A 21,433-nucleotide genomic window follows, 5' to 3' on the forward strand; every position below is an offset into this window, starting at 1 on the left:
GCCATTGACCAATATGATTGACCTTAATGACCTCATCTTGCTGCTGTAAATACCGAGCAAACTACATGATAAAACTAATGTAAGGCTTGCTCGTAAGGGGGGCTTCAGTTGCTGATACTTCATAGTGCAATTGATTAACACCAAAAAAGTACTGCTGCATCTTATTTCTTGACTCAGTGAATGGGTTGTCTTTGGGAAAATAGTTCACTGGGTCGTCATTGAACTGTAACTGACTGGCCTGAAAAACTGCGAGTAAACTAATCAACAGTACCAACAGTAAACTGATTATTTTGGGTAGTTTCTGACTGGTTCGGGCAAGTGCATAACTAAAAGCATTCAATGCAAGTGTGGATTTACGGAGGGTAAATTTAACTGCATGAGGCTTTTGTTTATCAGTCGACGTAGATGCCGATGCGACGAACAACACCAACACGCTATGACACAACAAATAATGTGCTGCCACAGCCGTTGCGACAAGTAGTCCAAATGCTTGAATAGGCGGTGAAGGGCTAAACAATAACAAACTGAAGCCAAACACCGTCGTTATTGTTCCATAGAATAATGGCTGCCTATTGGTTTCTACAGCCCGCAACAAGGCTTGCAAATCTGTCAGCAAGCCTGACTCATTACTCATATGCTGTTGCCAGCTAAAAAACAGATGTGCACTGTAAGCCAGTGACAAGGTAACAATCACCACAGGCACAAATGCACTCACAGCCGCGAGTGTTAAGTTGCACCAAGCTGCAAGCGCGATTGCCACTAATAAGCTGAGCAATATATTCAAGCAAATAGCCGCTAACCAGCGTAAATTTCCAATAAAAATACCCGCCATCACAACGATAACTAACAGTAAACACGGAGCAAACCAACGTAAATCATGACTCAGTACCTTGGCATATTGCCAATTCATCGCATCGGTGCCGCTCAAATAAACGTTTGCATCTGAAGCCGAAATCGAACTTGACTGCCAGTACTGCTGACTGAAGTTCCACAGCTCGTCAATTTCATCAACTGGATTGTGAGTTTTTATTAAAGATAGGCTTAGCAATACAGCCTTGCCAGAGTCAGACATGACATTAATAAGCCGAGGGTGCTGCTTGTAACTGAGTACCAATGGCGATGCTTGTTGATTAATAAACTGAGCGTAGCCGCCGATAGATTCAACAACGGGCAATGTGCTCAAGTCATCTATAAATTGCTGTAGCAGCACTTGATGCTGCTCATTTCGCCAATCATTTTGCGTCTCTAGCAATAACAACAGCTGTTGTTGATCTTGATAACGAGTTTGAACTTGTTTTAACGCCTGTAACCTTGGATTGCTGGAATGAAAGTAATCATTGAAATCGACCTCAAGGTTTATTCTTGGTATCCCTGATAGCGCCTGAAGCAACAACCAAATCACGCCAATGATGACAGTTTTGGGGTGGTGATGAGCATATAATACAAGTCGTGTCTGCCAGTTCAATCCAATAACCTACTATAACTTCCCATTTATAAAGTGCGCCTAAAGAGTAAGTTGCTGACAATAAAAGGCGCGGCCATCATCTGTTTACGAGTTCCCATTCCCAGATAACATTGGGTTCACCCAGCTGATTTGTTTATCTAACCAATTCGTTCATCTAATATTGTTAGAGTTAAAACAAAAGACCGCACAACGGGCATTTTCATTCGCAAATAGATAAAAGTTTTTTAATCTTAATGAAGAGACAAGGTTTTCATTACTGACAGAGATGGAAGAACGACTGTTCACAGGCTGTACAGGTTATCGACATAACACTGACCTAACGGTTGTGGATATTTCTCCCCTTCTTTTCAGGTATTGCACAGCCAATCGACAAATTGCAGTTTAATTGTGCAAACAAACCAGAAAATGCAGTTTTTTATAAAAATGCATTGACTCACAGCCGTAAAAACCGTTTAATAGCGCCCGTTGCCCGAATAGCTCAGTTGGTAGAGCAGAGGATTGAAAATCCTCGTGTCCCTGGTTCGATTCCGGGTTCGGGCACCATATTTCTTTGATGTTGATTTCATCGACATCAATAAAAAAACCTCGCTATGCGAGGTTTTTTTATGTCTAAATTTTATTGAGCTATCGACTAAGTGATCACTAAGCGAGCACTGAGTGACAAGTCAAGTTGCAGCTGTCGGTGGACAATAAAGATTAGAATTCGAAAATAAGGTTTGAAACAGTAACATTAAAGTTCGAAACTTTTAGAGGCTTTTTCTTAATTTGCCTTTTCCTCTAACAAGGTTCTGACCCAAAATAACTTAGTGTGATTGTTCTGTTGAAATATCATCATTTCAACTGCCATAGATTTTCTAATTGCACATTTAAAAAAAATGAATCCAAATCAAAGCCCAAATTGACTCTTCCACTACAATCCAAGGGTCAAAGTTTAAAAGTCGCAGGCTATAAGCACTGTGATTTAGTAGCCAACGCCTTTACCAAATCGATATACGATTTGTGCATTTAGCTGCTGATCAGATTGCTTATGTTTACCGCTATAATGTTGCTGCCAATCAAGTTGTACGGCCCAATTCGCTGCAACTTGATAATGCAACCCTGCTCCTAGGTTTATTTGGAATGCTTTTTGGCTTAAGTCTTTCTCACGCATTGATTCACCAAAGCCAGCAGTGAGATAGGGACGTAGTGACTGCTTAGTATTAAAATAATACTGGGTATCTAAACTGTATTGCTCAAAGGTCACGCTGTGCTGACTATGATGCTGTTTTAAGTCGGCCCTAGCGTAGCTTAGCCTCGTTGACAGGCTTGGCGTAAAATACAGCCCCAGACTTATTGTGGGTGCCCATCCTGACTCTAGTCCCCAAGCCGAAGACGGCTGTAGCATGCTTGTACCGGCAGAGATACCGACTATAGAGTAGCTAACAGGATCACCAGTTTGTTCATGATAGCTGTGTAGATAACTGTAACGACTAATATTAGATTCAGTTCGACCGCCACCAATGCTATAGCTTAGCTGCAACTTCACTTGTTTATCAGTTAAGCCATTATTTAACTCTTGCTCAGAAATACTAATATAACCCGTGCCCGCTCTAACAATATCTTGGCCAAATAATTGGTTAATGCCTCGCCCAATTGAGTCGATTGGGTCAAGAATAAAACGCGCAGTACTGCCCATACCTTCACTGCCCCAAACTGTCCCGCCCCGAGCAAGGATCTGCTGTTCTTTGTTATATGCCCATTCTCCATAAACCCAACCAAGAACGGGGGTCACAACAATATCTTGAATTGAGGGAGTTTCTGCAAAAGCTTCAACACCATATTCCCAGTAGAAAGTCGACATCATGAATGAGTAAATAAATGCATCCCATTGACGGTAGCCAGACTTACGAGCCACTTGATAGTAAACGCCACCAAAGTAAGGGTGACCAATATAATTGATTGCGAAATCATCGCGATCCCACACTGGACCAGAACGAACATTATTCCGCCATTTTTTCATCAAGCTATCATCACTTTTCTCCCAATTAGTAATACTGGTCGGCAGTAATGTCATTGCACCCGCTACACCAACACCATAAGCGGCTACTGATTTGGTTTGTGACCACAAACGTGCACTGTCTTCACCATTTTGGGGGGTAAATAGCGAGACTTTGAAGGGTGAATCATACCGGGCACCCTGCATAGCTAGTTCTTCCCAGCTGCTATTAGTGATCGCTGGCCGATAATAGCTCTGTTCGTCTATTGCTATAGCATCATCAAGGGTTATATCTTCTGCTTTTGCGATCGTACTGACTAACACAATACATGCTGCGGCAACCGACCTTGCATTGAGTTTCAACGTAGAAAAAAGTAACACTTTATTCACCTTCAAAAAATGAGTAAGACAGTCTGAAGACTAAGGACGTAGTTACCACATTCATGGTCATAAGAGTGTTTTTAAAGCGGTGTTTCAACGAATAGTACATATATTGAAATCCTCAATGATGTGTCGTTTTGCCAATAAAATTTATGGGTGCATTACACATTTTTGCTGAGGCTAAAGCGATGAATTAGAGAAAGTTATATCTGCAATTTGAGTATTCCAACCACAAAAAAAGCGACCTCATTAGATCGCTTATTCAAGTCGTTTTAAGGCTGAAGAGTTAATGCTTTATCAAAATCTTTTAAAGAAGGGTCCAGTTGGCTGAACCTTGTCTTGCCCAGTAACACATCACTCCATTGTGCATGAGAGAGTGAAATGGTCACACCATCATTTGGCAGCTGCGCAACTTGGATAATGCCGTTCCGAAGTACAATGCTAAATGCTGCATCACTATCGTTCATGGCTAAGTTGAACTCTGCATATAAACCTTGCGCTTTTTGGGTATCAACTAAATAACGTAAGTATTCTACGTTTGATGCTATCGGCGACTTTTTCAGCCTTTGCTCATCAATCACGCCCATCATTTGGCCTAATTGCTGAAAGCTGTGTAACTCATGACCCTCTATTGACAGTTTGCCTTCATGCAACAAGGCTTCTGATATATAGAACCCACGTGCATTTGCCGAACTGGTACGTTGTCCAAGGGCTCTTGCAGCATCAGCTCTAAGCTGCTTTACATCGGCGTTATTTGCATCAACTTCCAATATTTGCGAGGTCAGATAAAGCGACCACTGCCAGCCATCAAGGCTTTGTTTTTGATTAGACGATTTGACCATTTCAATGACAGTTTCAACGCCGCCAAGGCTGTCTATGTACTTCTTGGCAAATTCGTTAGTGCGCAGCGGATTAATATCGTAAACGTCCCAACCATTCCAGCCCATTATGCCGTTATAAACTTGCTTTACATGGCTTTCAACTTGACCATAAATCTCTTTATCCTGCCTGATCGCCAATGGCATATGAACAAATTCCGCAGCACCTTGTGCATCTTTTCCTAGGCTAATTGCCCGAACGGTTTGGTCGTGAATGAGTTGCATCGAATCTCTAAACGCGTGAATCGACTGAACGGCCTCTTTTCGGGTTGTATTAGCAGCGCCATGAATGTCGACATGGAAATCAAAATCGTATGACAACAGCAAATCAGCTGCCTCTACCAATCGAATTGGATCTCGGTATCTATCGCCTCTTAAGGTGTATAAATTAAAGATACCGCCATCGCCATTAATGGCATTAGTCACCATCAAGCTTTTTGCAGGAAAGTAATAGGCCACGCTATCGGTAACATCTGTTGGACTTGGCAGCACAATCACTTCTGTGCCTGCAATATGGTGTGTTTCTATCTCGTTATGTGCAAACGTAATATCTGGTGATACATAGCCTTTTTCACCTGACAGTTTATCCATGCTGAAGCCAAGTTGATTAGGAAAGGCATCAGGGCCACTCTCAGGGTGAAGCATGCCAAACTGGATCATGGCTCTCGCGTTGAAATTGCCAGCTAAGGCACTGACACCATTGTCGGCGTGTAAATGTTTTTCCATCCATTCATGGGCGTATACCTTAGTGTTTTCTCCCATCCAGGCTTGGGTGCCAAACACATAATGCGAGTGAGTATACAAAACCGCTGCTACATCAAGGCTATCGTTCAACAACGCTTCCAATGCAGCGCGCTGCTCTTTTGCCACTGTCATACTATCGCCCGTATCTACAATAACCCAGCCTTCAGGCGCTTGTACTGCAATTACATTACCAATTCCCCAGCCTGCAATTCGATATACACCTTCGGTAATTGGCGTAACGGTTTTTTTATCTACATGCCAAGCTTTATCGACAACCGAAGCGGGTTGGGTGGTGACAGCGCCGTTTTTCATTGTGATGGGTTCGTAGTTCAACGACATATTGTACTGATCTGCTACGGCAAAAAATGCCGTTGTAATTAATAAGCCGCTACCTATGATTTTTGAATACATGTATGAAACCTTCTTTGTTGGACCTGAGATCGTTTAGGTCTGATTTGTTGAGTCAATTAAACTCACTTATCCAACTGAGGTCGACGAATTAGAGAAAGTCATTTGTGCTAATCCACCCTCATTAAAACCGTTCCCAAAATACTGCAAATATGCATTTCACTAATTCATAGTCCTTATAAACCAACATCTTTATCGTTGTCATATTTCAGCGACTAAGGAATAGGAAGCTCAGTTGAATCACATAAGCTCATTAACGGATTTATATGAGTCGTGGACAAATTAGAGGTTCACCATGCTCCAAATTTTTAAGCAAGAATACAAACTACTCATCGGTATTTTAGCTGTTCTGTTTTTCAAGTTTATAGGCGACGATTTACTTGCTAGTGGGATGTCTACATTTAGTTATGTACTGACAACTGCAGCGCTCTTTTACGTCGTAATGACGACTATTTTTTCTGTCGTTCGGCACTCCGATGCACTGGCAATAAAACTTGGTGACCCGCTAGGCACATTAATACTTACCCTGTCAGTGGTATTACTTGAAGTGATTATGGTTTCTTCAGTTATGCTAACTGGTGATTCAAACCCTGTACTGGCAAGAGACACCATGTTTGCTGTGGTGATGGCGGTGCTCAATGGTTTCGTTGGCATTACACTGCTTATTGGCGGGCTAAAATATCATACTCAAACTTACAATTTAGATGGAATTAAAGCGTATTTAGTTGCCATCATTCCACTAGCCATGCTTTGTTTGGTGTTACCAAGCTTCGCAAGCGTCGACGAGCTTGGCAATATGTCTCAACCACTAACATGGACTCTCGTTATTGCATCTGTAGCGCTATATGCCGTGTTCCTTTTTGTTCAAACTCGTAGTCATACTCACTTTTTTATTGATCCAGACAATAAAGATGATCAGGAACATCATGGTCCTCTGCAGGGCAATGCATTTCACACAATCATGTTAGTGAGTTACTTGCTAGTAGTCATCCTGCTTGCAAAAAGCCTTGCGTTGCCGATCAATGACAGCATTACGGAAATGGGCGCGCCTGCTGCTCTAGGAGGTTTGATTGTTGCGCTGATTATTCTTGCTCCAGAAGCTGTTGGAGCGATTAAATCGGCATTGACCAATCAAGTTCAGCGAGCAATGAATTTGTTTTTCGGCTCAGTACTCGCAACGATTGCGCTCACTGTTCCAGCTGTACTGCTTATTTCAGGTGTCATGAATGAGCCTATACAGCTCGGACTTGCTCCAGCAGAAATGGTTTTACTCGTAGCCACCTTGATGATGACAAGCGTCAGCTTTAGTAGCGAACGAACAAACTCTCTTAATGGAGCTACTCACCTCATCTTGTTCTTCGCTTACATCATATTAATGTTTGACTGATTTTCGACTAAGTACTCTTCAAAAATGCTTTGGCTAACTCTACTTAGCCAAAGCTCCATTTAATGGAGTTCCACCATGCAAGAAATTCTATCTGCCATCTGGCTGCAAGACTTTGACGCACTCTTACAAGTTAATTCGCTTCACATTCTACTTTTGCTATTGAGTGTGGTGCTTTTTCTAGAGTCTAGTTTTGTATCTCTTCCTTTACCTGGCGACGGGCTTGTGCTTTTCGTTGGTGGATTAATAGGTATAGGTGTTATTGAGTTTTCTCATGCCCTTATATTACTGTCTTCATCCGCTTTTTTAGGTTCACTAATTGCTCATCAACAAGGTCGATGGTTGCAAGGAACATCATTTATTAAACGTGTAGAGCATACGTTACCTAAAAGTGCTTTACCCAAAGCAAAGAATCTACTCTCTAAATATGGTTTTCTGGCGTTATTTTCTTCTCGATTTATTCCCTTTGTAAGGGTGTTAACACCAATGCTGGTGGGGATATCTAAACTAAGTCTATTTCGAACCGCAATCATCAGTTTTACCAGTGCCATCACATGGATTTTTACATTGCTCATAATTGGCAAATTCATAATGAAGCAGCCTCTGGTAGAGGCTTATCAAGAAGTTATCACCAAATGGTTTTTAGTGGGTAGTTTCATATTAATGCTTAGCGCATTCATCGCTTTATTGTTTCGAATAATCCGAGCAAAAAAAGAGCAGCCACCAGTTACTTAGTCCTTAACAAAATATCGAGAAAATTATGATGTCACACAACACAAAGAACCCAAGTTCAGATGCTGAACAATTATATTCGGATATTTTGACCTGCCTTAAAGGAATGGATATTCAGCACCTTATTCAATGTATTAAAAATGCAGACTTAGTGTCTATATCTCCCGCTTTCAGGCAGTTGACTGAGCATGAAAGAGTACTCACGTTTGGGATCTTAGCGAACAATGAACCTCAGCTTGCGGCAAATTTATTGGATCACTACAGCGATGCTGAAGTACGTGCATTATTAACTCAGTTACCTAAAACAACGACTCAGGAAATTTTCACATTTCTACGCTCCGCTGATAGGCGCATGATACTAAGGCATTTTACACAAGAAGAAGGTGAACATTTAGAGTCAGCCTTTCCGAAGGTTTGGATTGAAGAGGAAAAAGCTGCACTTAGTTACGATATTCATAGTGCTGGAGGAATTTGTAAAAACGAAATTCTAAAGCTAAATAGCTCTGCAACAGTGTCTCATATTACCAGTATTTTAGCCGATGATGAGCAAAATTATGAACATCAAGAGTGGCGTTATGTCTACTTGTATAATGACAATGGTAGCTACTTAGGCGCGATCAAACTAAAGGACATTTTTAGTTTACCTTACAATAGCCATGTAAAAGACTATCTAGATGACAGTGTACCAGTAGCCTCGCCTGAGCTAAGTTTATTCTCTCTAAAAAGTATCTTAGACACTACGCCACATTCAATCATTCCTGTCGTTGATAGACGTGGGTTCCAAATTGGCGTTGTCGGCTTTAAGCAACTTAATGAAGCACTGTATAGAGAGTCCAAAACACAATTATTAGAGCAATCTGGTGTATTTGGCGGTGATGAATTTCGCACTATGCCAACCGTTAAACGTAACATTCGACGTTTAACATTTTTACTCCCTTCAGTGCTACTTAGCTATGCTGCAGTTTCGATCATTGCCCAATTTGAATCGATTATCGCCCAGTACGCGCTACTTGCTGCGATTTTACCCTTAGTCGCTAATTTATCTGGCGCTGCAGGTAATCAAGCAGTAGCTGTATCTATTAGAGAACTTTCCCTTGGAAGCATCACGCCTAGAGGCGTTCTTTTTGTTGTTTTAAAAGAGTTACCTATTGGCATCATCAACGGCTTCATTATTGGATTTATCTTATCCATTTTGGCTTTCATTACGCATGGTAGCGAACTGTTGGCTCTTCCTGTTTTAGTGAGTGTTGCCTATATGATTTCGTCCACGTTTGCTGTCGTAATCGGGGGGGGATTACCACTAATCCTAAAGCGTATGAACTTAGATCCTGCCATGTTATCAAGTCCACTTTTAACCACATTGACGGATGCTATCTCATTCTTCAGCGTACTTTACTTAGCAAAACTGTTTTTACTTTAAACACAACCTCAAACATAACCTCAACTTGGAGTTAAAAATGAACATAGAAATGTTACTCACTTATTTAAGCCTCACTGTACTTGGCTTATTACCTATTATGAACCCACCAGCCGCGGCAACAGTGTTGCTTGGACTGAGCAAAGGGAAAGACAAAAGTTATATTGTTCAACAAGCTAAAACTGTTGGCCTATATTTGTTTTTCGCGCTTTGCATCACCTTTTTTATCGGTGCTTCAGTATTAGAGTTATTTAATATTTCAATACCCAGCTTACGTTTAGGTGGAGGGATCATTATTGTTGCCATTGGTTTCAATATGCTGTTTCCTAAAACTGAAAACACTTGCTCTTCACCTCAACAAGATTCTATTGCATTAGTCCCTCTCACAATTCCATCACTATGTGGCCCCGGCACCATGGCATTAATCATTAGCTTAGCGGCTGAGCTTGCCATTCATGGTGATGAGCTGCATATGCCAAGTGTTTATAGTGGGGTGATTGCTGGATTTGCAGTTGTAGCAGCCATAGCAGCGTTTATTTTAAGCATGGCTTATCCACTACTTAAAGCGCTCGGCCAAAATGGTATTAATGCATTTACTCGTATTATGGGTTTTTTACTTATTTGCATGGGTGTACAGTTTTTCACTGTAGGCATCACTGAAATTGTTCAAGTATTTATGATTAGCATTAACTAACTTTATATAAATAAACCTTCCTAATACTCTTAAGCAATACTCCTACCAAATAAACATTAAATTCAATCACTTTTTATCATCAAACTGCTAGAAAGTGGTTGAACAATATTCCTTTTCACATAGTCTATATATAACTAGCCTACTACTGTTAATAGTTTTCAGGTGTTAAAGGAATTGACTATGAAAAAGCTGCGAGATTTAGACCTCAACTTATTAAAAATTTTAGAAGCCATTGTCGAAACGAAAAATACACATACGGCGGCAGATAAGTTAGGTATTTCACAAACCAGTGTCAGTCGCGGTATAGCAAAGCTTAGAGAAACATTTGGTGATCAACTATTTATTCGAAAAGCACATGGTGTAGAGCCATCAGAGTTAGCGATAAAACTAGCTGAAGCCAGCCAAGATATGTTTAATCCAATAATAAAAGTGGTTGAATCATATCAAAATTTTGACCCTATAAAGTTCGATGGTGAGATTACTATAGGACTTAATATCTTTGTTCTTGAGTTATATGGTGATGGTATTTTTACTGCATTGAGGGAACGCCTGCCTAATGCAAAATTCAACATGATTTATTGGCAAGATCAGACTTTACCTAGCATGTTAAATGGTGAAGTTGATTATATGCTTCAGTTTGAAGGTATTCCCCTCCCTCAGGATATTTATCAACATAAATTAATAGAAATTCAGTTATGCCTTATTGCGAGAAAAGACCACCCAGTGTTGAGCAAGTCGAGTGAATGGGAGGATATACAACAATTGCCTGTCACTCGTATATTGATCGACGGAATAAAGACTAAACGCTCGCCAATAGAAGAGCTATTTCTTGCTAAGGGTTTCAAAATCAATATGGCTTTAACAACTCACAGTTTATCAGTGCTTGTTAATAAGTTAGCCAACTCAGATGCATTTTCTTTTGGTAGCTGCTTTATGACACAGGGTAACACTGAACTCAGCTGTTACCCTTTACCTACTTTGCCTAAAGAACACAGGCATATTCAAATCAATGGTGGGTATTTACAATCTAAACGTGGCTTTCCATTAAACCAATTACTTCAACAAATTATGACAAGTTATTTTGCTTCGATTTCACAGCCTAGCTTTTCATAACACTCAACTTTCTTCACTTTTTAAGTCATCGTGTGCCGGCGAACTGCTGAGGAAGGTGCTGGATATATAATGGTATCTTTGATCTCATATTTATATTCAGCATTAAAATCAGGGAAAGGAAAATTCTGGTCTTCATGCCATTTTTCAACAGATTTTAGTGCCTCTTCTTTTTGTTCATTAGTTGGCATATCAGCTTTATCAACTAACTGGTATTGTGTTGAGTGAGCAATTTTTGCTCCAACAATGTCAACCTGATCAATAATCGCAAATAATAAGTCTTCTTGCACAGCCATGAATTCTTCTTGATCCCGACAGCAAATATAGGCCATCACATTAATGTTGATCGAGTACTCGCCCACCCCCATTAATCTGACTCTAACAGGCTCAGCTTCAATAATAGGATGTCGAAGTAAAACCCGACGTACATTCACAATGACTACACGTAATTGTTCCGGTGTGGTTTCTGATCGTAACCTTAAAATATGTTCCATCCGACGCTTGTCCCGACGCTCTAGATTATCAATTTCAATGTTAGCAAATTCAGAGTTTGGGATGGTTATGAGTGATCTTTCTAGCGTACGAATTCGAGTTGATCGCAAGCCAATACTTTCGATCGTTCCTAGGTTTTCTCCATAACGACAAAGTTCACCAATTTTAATTCCACCATCCGCATATAGTGTCAGTCCATTAATGACATTTTCTAGTAAGGGTCTAATTGCGAGAGCTATTGCTAAACCACTGACACCAAAACCTGCAATAATGGGTGATATCGAAAAACCCATATAACTGATTACATAAATGGCTAGAATTGCAATGGTTATGCCACCAAGTATTCTCGCAAGCACTGTTATTAATGAAGAATCAATTTGTTTTCCGTTATGCTTTTTAAAAGCATAAATATCAGCTAAATAATTAAATATTGACATAATAAGCAATGACAAGAATAAAAACTGTGCTGAAATGAATACAGTGGTGAATACTTGATACACACTCCCTGTCAGCCAAATGCCATCATCAATCACCTTTCTCGCCATCAGTAAAATGCCGACGACTCCAATATGAGAAAAGATGTAGCCAGCTTTCCACTTCACTCCTTTTCCCCCCCAACGGCTATTCCAATGTTTGCCACCTAAAAAGCTGAGTGTCATCAAAAAATAGCAAATCATTACTACGCCTAACACAGCACACCATTGCCATAATGGCAAAGGCCCATGTAGCTGGTTCATATAAGGTGGAAAAGATTCAATAAACGCCTTTGAAAATAGGGGGCCAGGGCTACGCAAAAAGTCTTGGTAGTCATCATTCCTTTCGTCACTGTTATATGGCAGCAATGCTAACGTTCGGTACCATCTTGATAAGTTTTGAATGGTAGAAGCACTAAATAAGAATTGATCGGTTTTATCACCATGTAACTGCTTTGCTATCACAATGTCAGTATTAGCGAAACGCCACTGTTGAAGGCCGGTTTTGTTGACCTGTTTAAAATTTGGTGGATTTTCATGAATTGAAGCATCTATTCGATCAAGCACTTCCCTCAATAGAATAATTCTTTCCATTATCACAACGGTGCGAGTTCGATTGGGCACCAAAGACAGATCGAGTGTTCTCATTACTTGAGTATAAGCATGTTGAGCCTCAGGCATACTCAACTGTTCATTTTTCCAATAATCGATGACTATTTCTGAGTGTAATACAAAGCTTTCTAATGTATTTCTGGGACTGGATGTATTCGCTAAATTAAAATTGCCATTAGCAAAGGTGACATTGCTGACCAAAAGTAAAAAAATACAAGGTAATAAAGTGGATATTCTACTTAGCAAACCTGGCTCCGAGTCGTGGCATTAATGCAATTAGAACAAAGTAAAGGCAGTTATATCGTCAAATATTTATGCCAATTCAAAAAATGATAATGTTCAATTGTTAGCTTGAGGATTAGCTAGACGAACCGTCTAGCTAATTGGGAAATGATAAAGCCACTTCCCTGTGTGAGTTCACTAATTAGTTAATGTGTTTATTAAAGAAGTTTGATATTTCTTTAATGGCATCATCAGATTCAGGTAGATTAGTCACAATACCATTTATATAATCACCATGAGATTGGCCATCATATATATGCAGTTCGGCCTCAACATCTGCAGCTCTTAAATGACGGTGCATTCGAACGGTGTCACTTAATAGTAAATCTCGTGTACCTGAAATAAACACTGTTGGTGGGAAAGTATCGATCTCAGCATAAATCGGTGAAATAAGAGGGTTATCTAAATCTTCTCCTGCCGAGTACAATTTGGAAGTTTCCTCAATTATACCTTCACGTTGACCAAGCGGATCAAGCCCCTTTAACGTATGCCAACTATCAGATGCCTCCTTTAGGTCAACTGCTGGCGTGCCAACGAATAAGGCTCCAGGAGTACCTAACCCAAGCTCTTGAATTTTCATCGTTGTAGCTAAGGTTATGTTCCCCCCCGCAGAAGTACCAAATATTGCGGTAGACTCGGGTGGTTGAGTTTTAATTATCTCTTTCCAAACCGTAACGACATCATCAATTGCTGCAGGAAATGGGTTAAGTGGCGGTTTTCTATAATCAACGGAAATAACTTGAGCCCCTAGACCATTTGCTATCCAAGCAGCTTCTCTAAGTGCTGACTCTCCACCGCCAAAAACAAAAGCTCCCCCATGGACATGAATCAGCCATTTATCTTCATAATCGGCGGCAACATTTTCTGGAGTCACCAGAAAAGTGTCTACTCCTGCGATTTGTTTTTCTTTATAGGTTACCTTCAAACGTTCAAGCGCAATATTTGCAATTTCAATACCTGGAGCATCAAATGCAGTCTGTAATTTAAGCCACTCTTCATTGTTCGTCGGCACAGGCAAGGCCGGAGCGATTTGTCTGTTTTCTAATATTTGTGCGAGTTCATTTGATATACCTGCAGGTGTAGGGACTTTTCTTTCAGTAAGGGTTAGGCTTGCGAAAGCAGCACTACTACTAATAGTTATTAATAGTGCAGGAATAAGAATGTTGATTTTTTTCAGTTTCATGGTGACCTCTGTAGCTGTCTTTTCGTTGAGGTCATTATTCATAGGATAGTCGTACTCTGCTATGAATTAGAGTAATTCATTAAAGAATCAGGCATTAAAGAAAGTGTGAATTTTTCTAATTTACATCTGGGTTGTTCGTTAATAACGAAACTACTGGCACATAAAGTCCGTACTTAACTGGCCTGTTTAGATAGTACTGTAATTGAAAAAATTGTTAGCGCTATTAAATATAAACAAATTATTTATTGGAGGGTTATGAGGCTACTCGACCGTAGCGAATCATTGTCGAATAAGCGACACCAGTTAGTGTAATGAATGAAATGTAATGGTCAGTCGATTAAAGGTTTTGCCATACTTTTACTAACTAACCTGAGCTACATCAAAAGTGTCGTTGACACATTTCTGTCCAAAAGTGAGTTTCGAATTTTGTTGTCACACTTTCTTTGGATAGACACGTTGATAGAGTTTAAATTTCAATCTTTATTGACACATTTGGCCTCTGCTAGCCACCAAAGAGACAAACTTCTGGAGTAAAAAGTTATTAAATTTCAATAACCTCCGACAGCAACAAACTCAAATATTGCACCGAGCCAAGTGACTCAGTGCTTCCGCGTTGGTGAAAAATAGCTAGTTAATAAAAGCTTTGGTGTACATATAGTCTATTACGAAGGCTGATTTACATAGGATCTAGGTGCTCAACCATCAATTGCACACTTTGATTTCCCCTAAACTCATTCACATCTAATTTGTAAGCAATTCGCACATGGTTAATGGTCGCATCAGGCCATACTTTCAAATCCACATTGAAAGCAATCGCATCCAACATTAAGCTGCCGCATTGTGTTTCAACCATGAGTTTTAAATGCTTTTCTCCCACAATACGTTGCTGAAGAATTGTAAAGTATCCATCAAAGACAGGCTCTTCAAATGCTTGCCCCCAAGGACCTGCTTGACGGAGCATCTGCGCGGTTTCTAAGGTCAATTGTTCAATAAGCAACTCACCGTCAGACAATACCTCACCTGACAAATGCTCAAAGGATAATGTTTGCTTAATGGCCGCTTCATAGGCTTGCGTGAATTCAGTAAACTTATTGGCATGAATAGATAACCCCGCGGCCATTGCATGACCACCAAACTTGATAATGATCCCTGGATGCTGGGTATTAATCGCATCAAGTAAGTCGCGCATGTGCAAGCCTTTTATCGAGCGTGCAGAGCCTTTAATCTCGCCATCGCCTGCATCAGCAAATGCAATGACGGGACGGTGATACCTGTCTTTTATGCGTGAAGCTAAAATACCAATCACGCCTTGATGCCAATCATCCTGATACAGTGCAATACCCCAAGGTAAAGTTTGCTCATTCAATGATAAAGACTCGAGGTATTTCAGCGCTTCTTGCTGCATACCTGATTCAAGCTCACGTCTTTCTTGATTGAGTCCATCCAGTTCTGCGGCCATTTGTCTGGCTCGCATAATGTCATCGCATAGCAAGGTTTCTACGCCTAATGCCATTTCATCTAGCCTGCCAGCCGCGTTCAAACGGGGGCCTACAGCAAAGCCAAAATCTGCTGCGACCATTTTTTGTGGATTACGTTTACCCACTTCAAGTAGTGCTGTAATGCCGGGACGGCAACGTCCTGCTCTTACCCTTTGCATACCTGCATTTACAAGTCGTCGGTTATTCGCGTCCAATGCCACCACATCAGCAACCGTACCAAGTGCAACAATATCCAATAAATGACTTAAATTAGGTTCTTCAATTTGCTGACTGCTAAACCATTGGCGCTTTGCCAGTGTGGCACGCAGTACTGACATCAAATAAAATGCCACTCCAACGCCTGCAATAGCCTTACTCGCAAACTGGCATTCATGTTGATTAGGGTTCACGATGGCATCAGCAGCGGGTAATTCTCGCCCTTGTAGATGGTGATCGGTAACCACCACTTTCATTCCGGCAGCTTTTGCCGCATTAACTCCCTCGATGGATGAGATGCCATTATCTACAGTAATTAATAACTCTGCACCTTTGCTCGCTGCAACAGCAACAATCTCAGGACTCAGACCATACCCGTATTCAAATCGGTTAGGGATTAAATAATCAACCTTTGTTGCGCCCATCATTTTTAACGCCAACAAACAGACACTAGTAGAGGTTGCACCATCAGCATCAAAGTCGCCGACGATTAAAATGGATGAATCAGCCTCAATAGCATCAGCAACGATGCTCGCCGCTAAGCCAATATCTTTAATCGTGTCAGGTCGAAGTAAATGCTTAAGCGCCAGATCATCTTGCTGCGCAGTCACGCCTCTTCTTGCATAGATTTGTCTTAATAAAGGCGAAGTTATGCTAGTTAAGTGACTGTCATCGACTTGAGGTCGGCGAATAATGTTGTGAGTCATGAAAACCTATTGCAGACTGAAATGAATAAAAAAATAGGCGAGCAGTGCTCACCTATCATTACGAAGCTTAAATGATTACTGGCTTCTTTCTAGCGTTTGCAGTAATTGTTGTGGCGGCTGGTAGCCTGGCACAATGCTGCCGTTTTCAAGCACGATAGCTGGCGTACCTGAAATACCAAAGGTTTGGCCTAACTTATATTGGCCAGCAATATCAATATCACAGCTTGCCGCTTTTACATTACCACCCGCTTTAGCATCGGTCATGGCTTTCAATGGATCTTTAGCACACCAAACGGCTTGCATTTCATCAGCATTAGCTGAAGGAACACCACGACGAGGGAACGCCAAATAACGAACCGTAATGCCTAAATCATTATAATCGTCCATTTCTGCATGTAATTTACGGCAATAACCGCAATCTACATCAGTGAAAATTGTCACCACATGCTTTTCATTTTTGGCTTTATAAACCAGCATGTCATCTTCAAAAGGTTGCATCATTTCCAAACGAGGGCCTGCAAGAGCGGCATCCGTTAGGTTTTTCATGCGCTGATTAAGATCGTAAATATTACCGTGGAACAGTTTGCTACCGTCTGCAGAGATATACAGTACACCGCGATCGGTAATCGCTTGATACAAACCATTAATCGGTGCATCTGATATTGAATGCACTTCGACACCTAAATTATCAGCCAAAGCTTGCTTAAGCTGAGCCTCATCACTACCAGTTGCCGTTGCAGCTGTTGCGAGCGGAGCAAAAATAAGAGCGGCAACCACAGCCAATGCTTTTGTCATTTTCATGGGAATTCCTAATAGTACGGGTACATCCAAATAGACCCGAGTCGATGAGCAAAACTTACAGATTAAATTTTACAAACGCAACCATCTTAAAAGTTAATTAACTCGAGTTCATCAATTGTATGGGCCAAATCAGACATGCCGACAAATTTAATGAATGTGAATAAAATTAGGGCCTGTTGATCTTTCAAGATTATTTTTGCAGCGACTTGTTGTAAATTTATACAAGGCAACGACTTTGATGTGTGGTTATTCCACATGAGAAGTCGTTAATCCAGTAGAAATGACAACAAGTGCTGCCTGTAAGGTTCGTTTAAAAGTACCTATGATCTTTGCAAAGAGTTCAGATTGTTGTGAGCCCTGTTATTAAAATCAATAGGTTTAGGCGACTAAACGTCATCGCTCACGCCGCGATTAAAGTGCTTTAAATTCGAACAAACTCTAATCAGCAAAGATCAACAGGCCCTAAGCTCGCGGGTGATGCAGTTGATGCAGCTGTTGTAGTCTCGCTTTGGCAACATGGGTATATATCTGTGTCGTAGATAAATCACTGTGACCTAATAGTAATTGCACGACTCGTAAATCAGCGCCATGGTTGAGTAAATGTGTGGCAAAAGCGTGTCGTAAAGTATGAGGCGATAATTTAGTCGTGATACCAGCACGCAACGCATATTGCTTAATACGGTGCCAAAAGGTCTGTCGGGTCATCATCTGACCACGTTTAGATGGAAATAACACATCCGATTGCTTTTGATTTAACAACACCGGCCTTGCCTGTTTGAGGTAAGCTTCAATTTCACCAATGGCTAACTCGCCCATTGGTACTAATCGCTCTTTGCCGCCTTTACCGACAATTTTAACCACACCTTGGCGCAGGCTGATTTGCTCCATGGTGAGGCTTACCAGCTCTGTGACACGTAAGCCTGTAGCATACAATAGCTCCAACATTGCCTTATCTCTGGCTTCTATCGGGTCATCTGTATTGGGCTGGGCGAGTAAGTTATCGATTTGCGCCTCTGTTAAATCATCGGGCAGATGCCTTGCTAATTTAGGTGATTCAATTAAGGCTACAGGGTCGTTGCTGATGCTGTTATTTAGCAGTAAAAAGCCATAGAAACGACGCAAAGCACTCAACAACCGAGCGGTACTAGATTTTGCATAACCTTGTTCAACTCTTAAGGCTAAATACTCACGAATATGGATTGTTTCTACAGACTGCAAATCTGTGCGCTGTTTTATCAAAAAGCGTTGGAAGTGCTGCAGATCGGTACGATAGGAGTTCAGCGTATTATCACTCACCCCACGAGTAGACCATAGGTCATCTAAAAAACTGTCAATTAGCGGATCTGGAGAGTCTGTCGTCAAAATAAATCTAGCTCACTACAGGCATAAAAAAACGCGTGATATGCAAGATACCACGCGCTTAATGAGTTCGCTAAGGTTTTACGCGGTTTGCGTAGTTTGCGACTTACCAATGAACAAACAAGCAACCGTTACAATGAATGTCGGTAATACCCAAGCCATGCCTTGTGCATGTAATGGGATAAAGCTCAGCAAGTTGGCTTCAAATCCTGCAGCTTTCAAGCCATCAAAGATACCACAGAACAATGCCACAGCTAGCACGACACGATGAGCTAGTGCTGGACGTGGGAATTTATCAGTTAAGAATGTCACCAGTACTAATGCAATTGCAACAGGATAAATAGTCATTAACACAGGAATACTGATACTGATCAGCTCGGCTAAACCAACATTCGCCACAGTCGCACAAACGACACTGAAGAAAATCACAAAAGCACGGTATGAAATCTTAGGCTGTAGTTCATTAAAGAATTCTGAACATGCCGTCACAAGACCGACTGCAGTCGTCAGACATGCCAATGTCACAACAGTAGACAACATGACAGTGCCCATTGCGCCAAATTCATGGGTGACATAGTTTGTTAAGATTTGACCACCATTGTCTGTACCCGCTGCCAACTCACCGGCTGTTGAGCCTAAGAAGAACAAAGATACATATACAAATGCTAAACCACTGGCAGCAATGATAGCAGCGCGCACGAGATACTTGGTTTGATCAGCTACATCACTGACACCTTTTTTCCGTAAAATGTCGATGATCAAAATACCAAACATCAATGATGCCAAGGTATCCATGGTGTTGTAGCCTTCAATGAATCCGGTAGTAAAAGGATCTGACTGATATGCACCTTGTGCAGCGCCCACTTCTGAACCAGGAATGAACATTACCGATAGTGCTAAACCAACAAGTAAGAACAACAATACGGGTGTCAGTACTTTACCGACGTTATCAAGCAGCTTACCAGGGAACAAAGAGAGCCACATAACAATCGAGAAAAATACAATAGAATAAATCAGCTGCGAGATATTAAACTCACGACCGAAAATGCTCATCACTGCATCAGCATTTTCAATGAATGGTCTTGCACCAATTTCGTATGCCACTAACCCAGTACGAGGAGCGGCAAATGCAGGGCCAATAATAATATAAATCGCCACGGCTAAAGCTGTTGCTGCAAATGCAGGTAGCAACGCCATTATTTTTCCTTTCGCTTTAGCAACCGCTATCAGGCCAATTAATGGCAGACCGACTGCTGTAGCAAGGAAACCCACCATCGCCAGAGACATATTTTCACCAGCTAACATGCCAGCAAAAGGTGGAAAAATTAAGTTACCTGCGCCTAAGAAAAAAGCGAAGGCCATAAACCCTAATCCTAACGTGTCAGTTAGGCTCATCTTGTTAGATTGCACTGCAGTCCCCATCTATTCTTTTGTATTTTTTACTCAACTTAAGTTATTCGGCCTAATTAAGCCACCGCTTAACTAGATTACTCTCGAACCGTAAACTTTAAATTACACTCTAGCTGTTAACTTCTTATTCATCGCTGTAGAAAAAATAACCAAATCAGCAAAGTAAAATGTGAACCAACACAATAATGTACTCTTTTTATGCCAACAGACTGGTGATTTAAACTAAAAAGCACAGAGACTAATACCAAACTGACAAAACTGATTCAAGCGCAACATTAGCAATTAAGGAAATTAGCATTAAGCAGGAGTACATCGACTCACAGCGCTCAACACCATCAACACAGCAACTCATTTACGGCAACATCAAGCAACAGAAACCCAACACTTTTAAAGGTTAGAATTTGTTAGCAAAGCTAGCTACAATGCACCTCCTAGAATCAACTCATCGCAGACACCTATAAAACAGAACCTATGCCCTTCACATTCAAACAGTTTCATATAAATGACGACAAATGCGGCATGCCGGTCAGTACAGATGGGGTGCTATTAGGCGCTTGGGCAGAGTTAACAACAGCAAGCTATATTTTAGACATTGGCAGTGGCAGTGGTTTATTGAGTTTAATGGCCGCACAGCGAACAGATACTTGTTGTACAATCACTGCTGTTGAATTAGACCAAGCCGCAGCGGAGCAGTCACAGGCCAATATCGCCGCTTCCCCTTGGCCAAATAAAATACAAGTAGTCAATCAAACCATACAAGCATTCAGCCAACGCAATCAGCAAAGGTTTGATCACATCATTTGCAACCCACCCTTCTTTTCCAGTGGACCAAAGACACAACAGCAAAGTCGTGCAAATGCTAGACACACAGATAGCTTATCATTTGTACAGCTCACGCAGGCGATGGCAAGTTTGCTAAAACCAGCGGGTACCATCAGCGTTATCTTGCCCATAGAAGCATTAAGCCAATTCCAACAAGCGGTATCACTAACGACACTATCAATAATGACTCAGGTAAACGTCAGCAGTGTTGAAGGCAAACCGACTAGAAGAGTGTTACTGGCGATCACGTCAAAGCAATCGGATGCGACTAATGAAGCGATGATTACGCCCCAAACTATGTTCATTCAAAACAAGCAGGGGGAATATAGCGAGGCAATGGTCAACATTTGTCGAGATTTTTATTTAAAGCTATAAGCCAGATACGCTATACTAGCTGGCTACTTTCTAGT

Annotated in this window: 15 protein-coding genes and 1 tRNA gene; 7 read left to right on the plus strand and 9 right to left on the minus strand. The window is 41.1% G+C overall.

Annotation, left to right across the window (positions count from 1 at the left end; translation table 11 throughout):
• Positions 1-61: 61 nt before the first annotated feature.
• Positions 62-1,465, minus strand: coding sequence for an MMPL family transporter (locus ACHUGF_RS11005; protein ID WP_394131158.1), 1,404 nt, complete (start codon positions 1,463-1,465; stop codon positions 62-64).
• A gap of 467 nt (positions 1,466-1,932) precedes the next feature.
• On the opposite strand from ACHUGF_RS11005, the gene ACHUGF_RS11010 reads away from it, so the two are divergent.
• Positions 1,933-2,008: transfer RNA gene (locus ACHUGF_RS11010), tRNA-Phe, on the plus strand.
• Positions 2,009-2,426: 418 nt separating this feature from the next.
• Here ACHUGF_RS11010 and ACHUGF_RS11015 read toward each other — a convergent pair.
• Together ACHUGF_RS11015 and ACHUGF_RS11020 are read right to left on the minus strand one after the other, a co-directional pair.
• A complete protein-coding gene (locus ACHUGF_RS11015) occupies positions 2,427-3,821 on the minus strand; it encodes a DUF3943 domain-containing protein (RefSeq protein ID WP_394131159.1) in 1,395 nt (464 codons plus the stop codon).
• A 272-nt stretch (positions 3,822-4,093) separates the two neighbouring features.
• Complete coding sequence (locus ACHUGF_RS11020) at positions 4,094-5,854, minus strand: alkyl sulfatase dimerization domain-containing protein (protein WP_394131161.1); 1,761 nt, start codon at positions 5,852-5,854, stop codon at positions 4,094-4,096.
• A gap of 292 nt (positions 5,855-6,146) precedes the next feature.
• On the opposite strand from ACHUGF_RS11020, the gene ACHUGF_RS11025 reads away from it, so the two are divergent.
• The 5 genes from ACHUGF_RS11025 (at position 6,147) to ACHUGF_RS11045 (ending at position 11,191) form a co-directional block, all read left to right on the plus strand.
• Positions 6,147-7,238: a calcium:cation antiporter gene (locus tag ACHUGF_RS11025; RefSeq protein WP_394131163.1), complete on the plus strand. Its 1,092-nt coding sequence runs from the start codon at positions 6,147-6,149 to the stop codon at positions 7,236-7,238.
• Between the two features lie 75 nt (positions 7,239-7,313).
• Positions 7,314-7,970, plus strand: coding sequence for a DedA family protein (locus ACHUGF_RS11030; RefSeq protein ID WP_394131164.1), 657 nt, complete (start codon positions 7,314-7,316; stop codon positions 7,968-7,970).
• Positions 7,971-7,995: 25 nt separating this feature from the next.
• Positions 7,996-9,387 (plus strand): magnesium transporter, encoded by a 1,392-nt coding sequence (locus ACHUGF_RS11035; protein ID WP_394131165.1) that lies wholly within the window; start codon positions 7,996-7,998, stop codon positions 9,385-9,387.
• Positions 9,388-9,424: 37 nt separating this feature from the next.
• Positions 9,425-10,078, plus strand: a complete 654-nt coding sequence (locus ACHUGF_RS11040; protein WP_394131166.1) for a MarC family NAAT transporter — start codon at positions 9,425-9,427, stop codon at positions 10,076-10,078.
• 180 nt (positions 10,079-10,258) lie between these two features.
• Positions 10,259-11,191, plus strand: coding sequence for a LysR family transcriptional regulator (locus tag ACHUGF_RS11045; protein WP_394131168.1), 933 nt, complete (start codon positions 10,259-10,261; stop codon positions 11,189-11,191).
• 20 nt (positions 11,192-11,211) lie between these two features.
• Here the strand turns inward: ACHUGF_RS11045 and ACHUGF_RS11050 are convergent, their stop codons facing one another.
• The 6 genes from ACHUGF_RS11050 to brnQ form a co-directional block, all read right to left on the minus strand.
• The gene (locus ACHUGF_RS11050; protein ID WP_394131170.1) at positions 11,212-13,011 is read right to left on the minus strand and encodes a mechanosensitive ion channel family protein; all 1,800 of its coding nucleotides are present in this window, start codon (positions 13,009-13,011) and stop codon (positions 11,212-11,214) included.
• A 178-nt stretch (positions 13,012-13,189) separates the two neighbouring features.
• Complete coding sequence (locus ACHUGF_RS11055) at positions 13,190-14,272, minus strand: alpha/beta hydrolase (RefSeq protein WP_394131171.1); 1,083 nt, start codon at positions 14,270-14,272, stop codon at positions 13,190-13,192.
• A gap of 634 nt (positions 14,273-14,906) precedes the next feature.
• On the minus strand, positions 14,907-16,631 hold the full coding sequence (recJ, locus tag ACHUGF_RS11060) for a single-stranded-DNA-specific exonuclease RecJ (RefSeq protein ID WP_394131173.1): 1,725 nt from the start codon (positions 16,629-16,631) through the stop codon (positions 14,907-14,909).
• A 75-nt stretch (positions 16,632-16,706) separates the two neighbouring features.
• Positions 16,707-17,432: a bifunctional protein-disulfide isomerase/oxidoreductase DsbC gene (gene dsbC / locus ACHUGF_RS11065; RefSeq protein WP_394131174.1), complete on the minus strand. Its 726-nt coding sequence runs from the start codon at positions 17,430-17,432 to the stop codon at positions 16,707-16,709.
• Positions 17,433-17,894: 462 nt separating this feature from the next.
• Positions 17,895-18,794 (minus strand): site-specific tyrosine recombinase XerD, encoded by a 900-nt coding sequence (gene xerD / locus ACHUGF_RS11070; RefSeq protein ID WP_394131176.1) that lies wholly within the window; start codon positions 18,792-18,794, stop codon positions 17,895-17,897.
• Positions 18,795-18,872: 78 nt separating this feature from the next.
• Positions 18,873-20,213, minus strand: coding sequence for a branched-chain amino acid transport system II carrier protein (brnQ, locus tag ACHUGF_RS11075; RefSeq protein ID WP_394131177.1), 1,341 nt, complete (start codon positions 20,211-20,213; stop codon positions 18,873-18,875).
• A gap of 459 nt (positions 20,214-20,672) precedes the next feature.
• Here brnQ and ACHUGF_RS11080 point away from each other — a divergent pair, with 459 nt between their 5' ends.
• Positions 20,673-21,398 carry a tRNA1(Val) (adenine(37)-N6)-methyltransferase gene (locus ACHUGF_RS11080; protein WP_394131178.1) on the plus strand — a complete coding sequence of 242 codons (726 nt, stop codon included), beginning with the start codon at positions 20,673-20,675 and terminating at the stop codon, positions 21,396-21,398.
• The last annotated feature ends 35 nt before the right edge of the window (positions 21,399-21,433 follow it).

The organism is Shewanella maritima, from assembly GCF_043643735.1.
Taxonomy (GTDB): domain Bacteria; phylum Pseudomonadota; class Gammaproteobacteria; order Enterobacterales; family Shewanellaceae; genus Shewanella; species Shewanella maritima_A.

Excerpts from the sequence above, each read along its gene's own strand:
- ACHUGF_RS11020 (WP_394131161.1), bottom strand. The coding sequence starts at position 5,854 with ATGTATTCAAAAATCATAGGTAGCGGCTTATTAATTACAACGGCATTT.
- ACHUGF_RS11025 (WP_394131163.1), top strand. The coding sequence starts at position 6,147 with ATGCTCCAAATTTTTAAGCAAGAATACAAACTACTCATCGGTATTTTA.
- ACHUGF_RS11030 (WP_394131164.1), top strand. The coding sequence starts at position 7,314 with ATGCAAGAAATTCTATCTGCCATCTGGCTGCAAGACTTTGACGCACTC.
- ACHUGF_RS11035 (WP_394131165.1), top strand. The coding sequence starts at position 7,996 with ATGATGTCACACAACACAAAGAACCCAAGTTCAGATGCTGAACAATTA.
- ACHUGF_RS11040 (WP_394131166.1), top strand. The coding sequence starts at position 9,425 with ATGAACATAGAAATGTTACTCACTTATTTAAGCCTCACTGTACTTGGC.
- ACHUGF_RS11045 (WP_394131168.1), top strand. The coding sequence starts at position 10,259 with ATGAAAAAGCTGCGAGATTTAGACCTCAACTTATTAAAAATTTTAGAA.
- ACHUGF_RS11055 (WP_394131171.1), bottom strand. The coding sequence starts at position 14,272 with ATGAATAATGACCTCAACGAAAAGACAGCTACAGAGGTCACCATGAAA.
- recJ (WP_394131173.1), bottom strand. The coding sequence starts at position 16,631 with ATGACTCACAACATTATTCGCCGACCTCAAGTCGATGACAGTCACTTA.
- dsbC (WP_394131174.1), bottom strand. The coding sequence starts at position 17,432 with ATGAAAATGACAAAAGCATTGGCTGTGGTTGCCGCTCTTATTTTTGCT.
- brnQ (WP_394131177.1), bottom strand. The coding sequence starts at position 20,213 with ATGGGGACTGCAGTGCAATCTAACAAGATGAGCCTAACTGACACGTTA.
- ACHUGF_RS11080 (WP_394131178.1), top strand. The coding sequence starts at position 20,673 with ATGCCCTTCACATTCAAACAGTTTCATATAAATGACGACAAATGCGGC.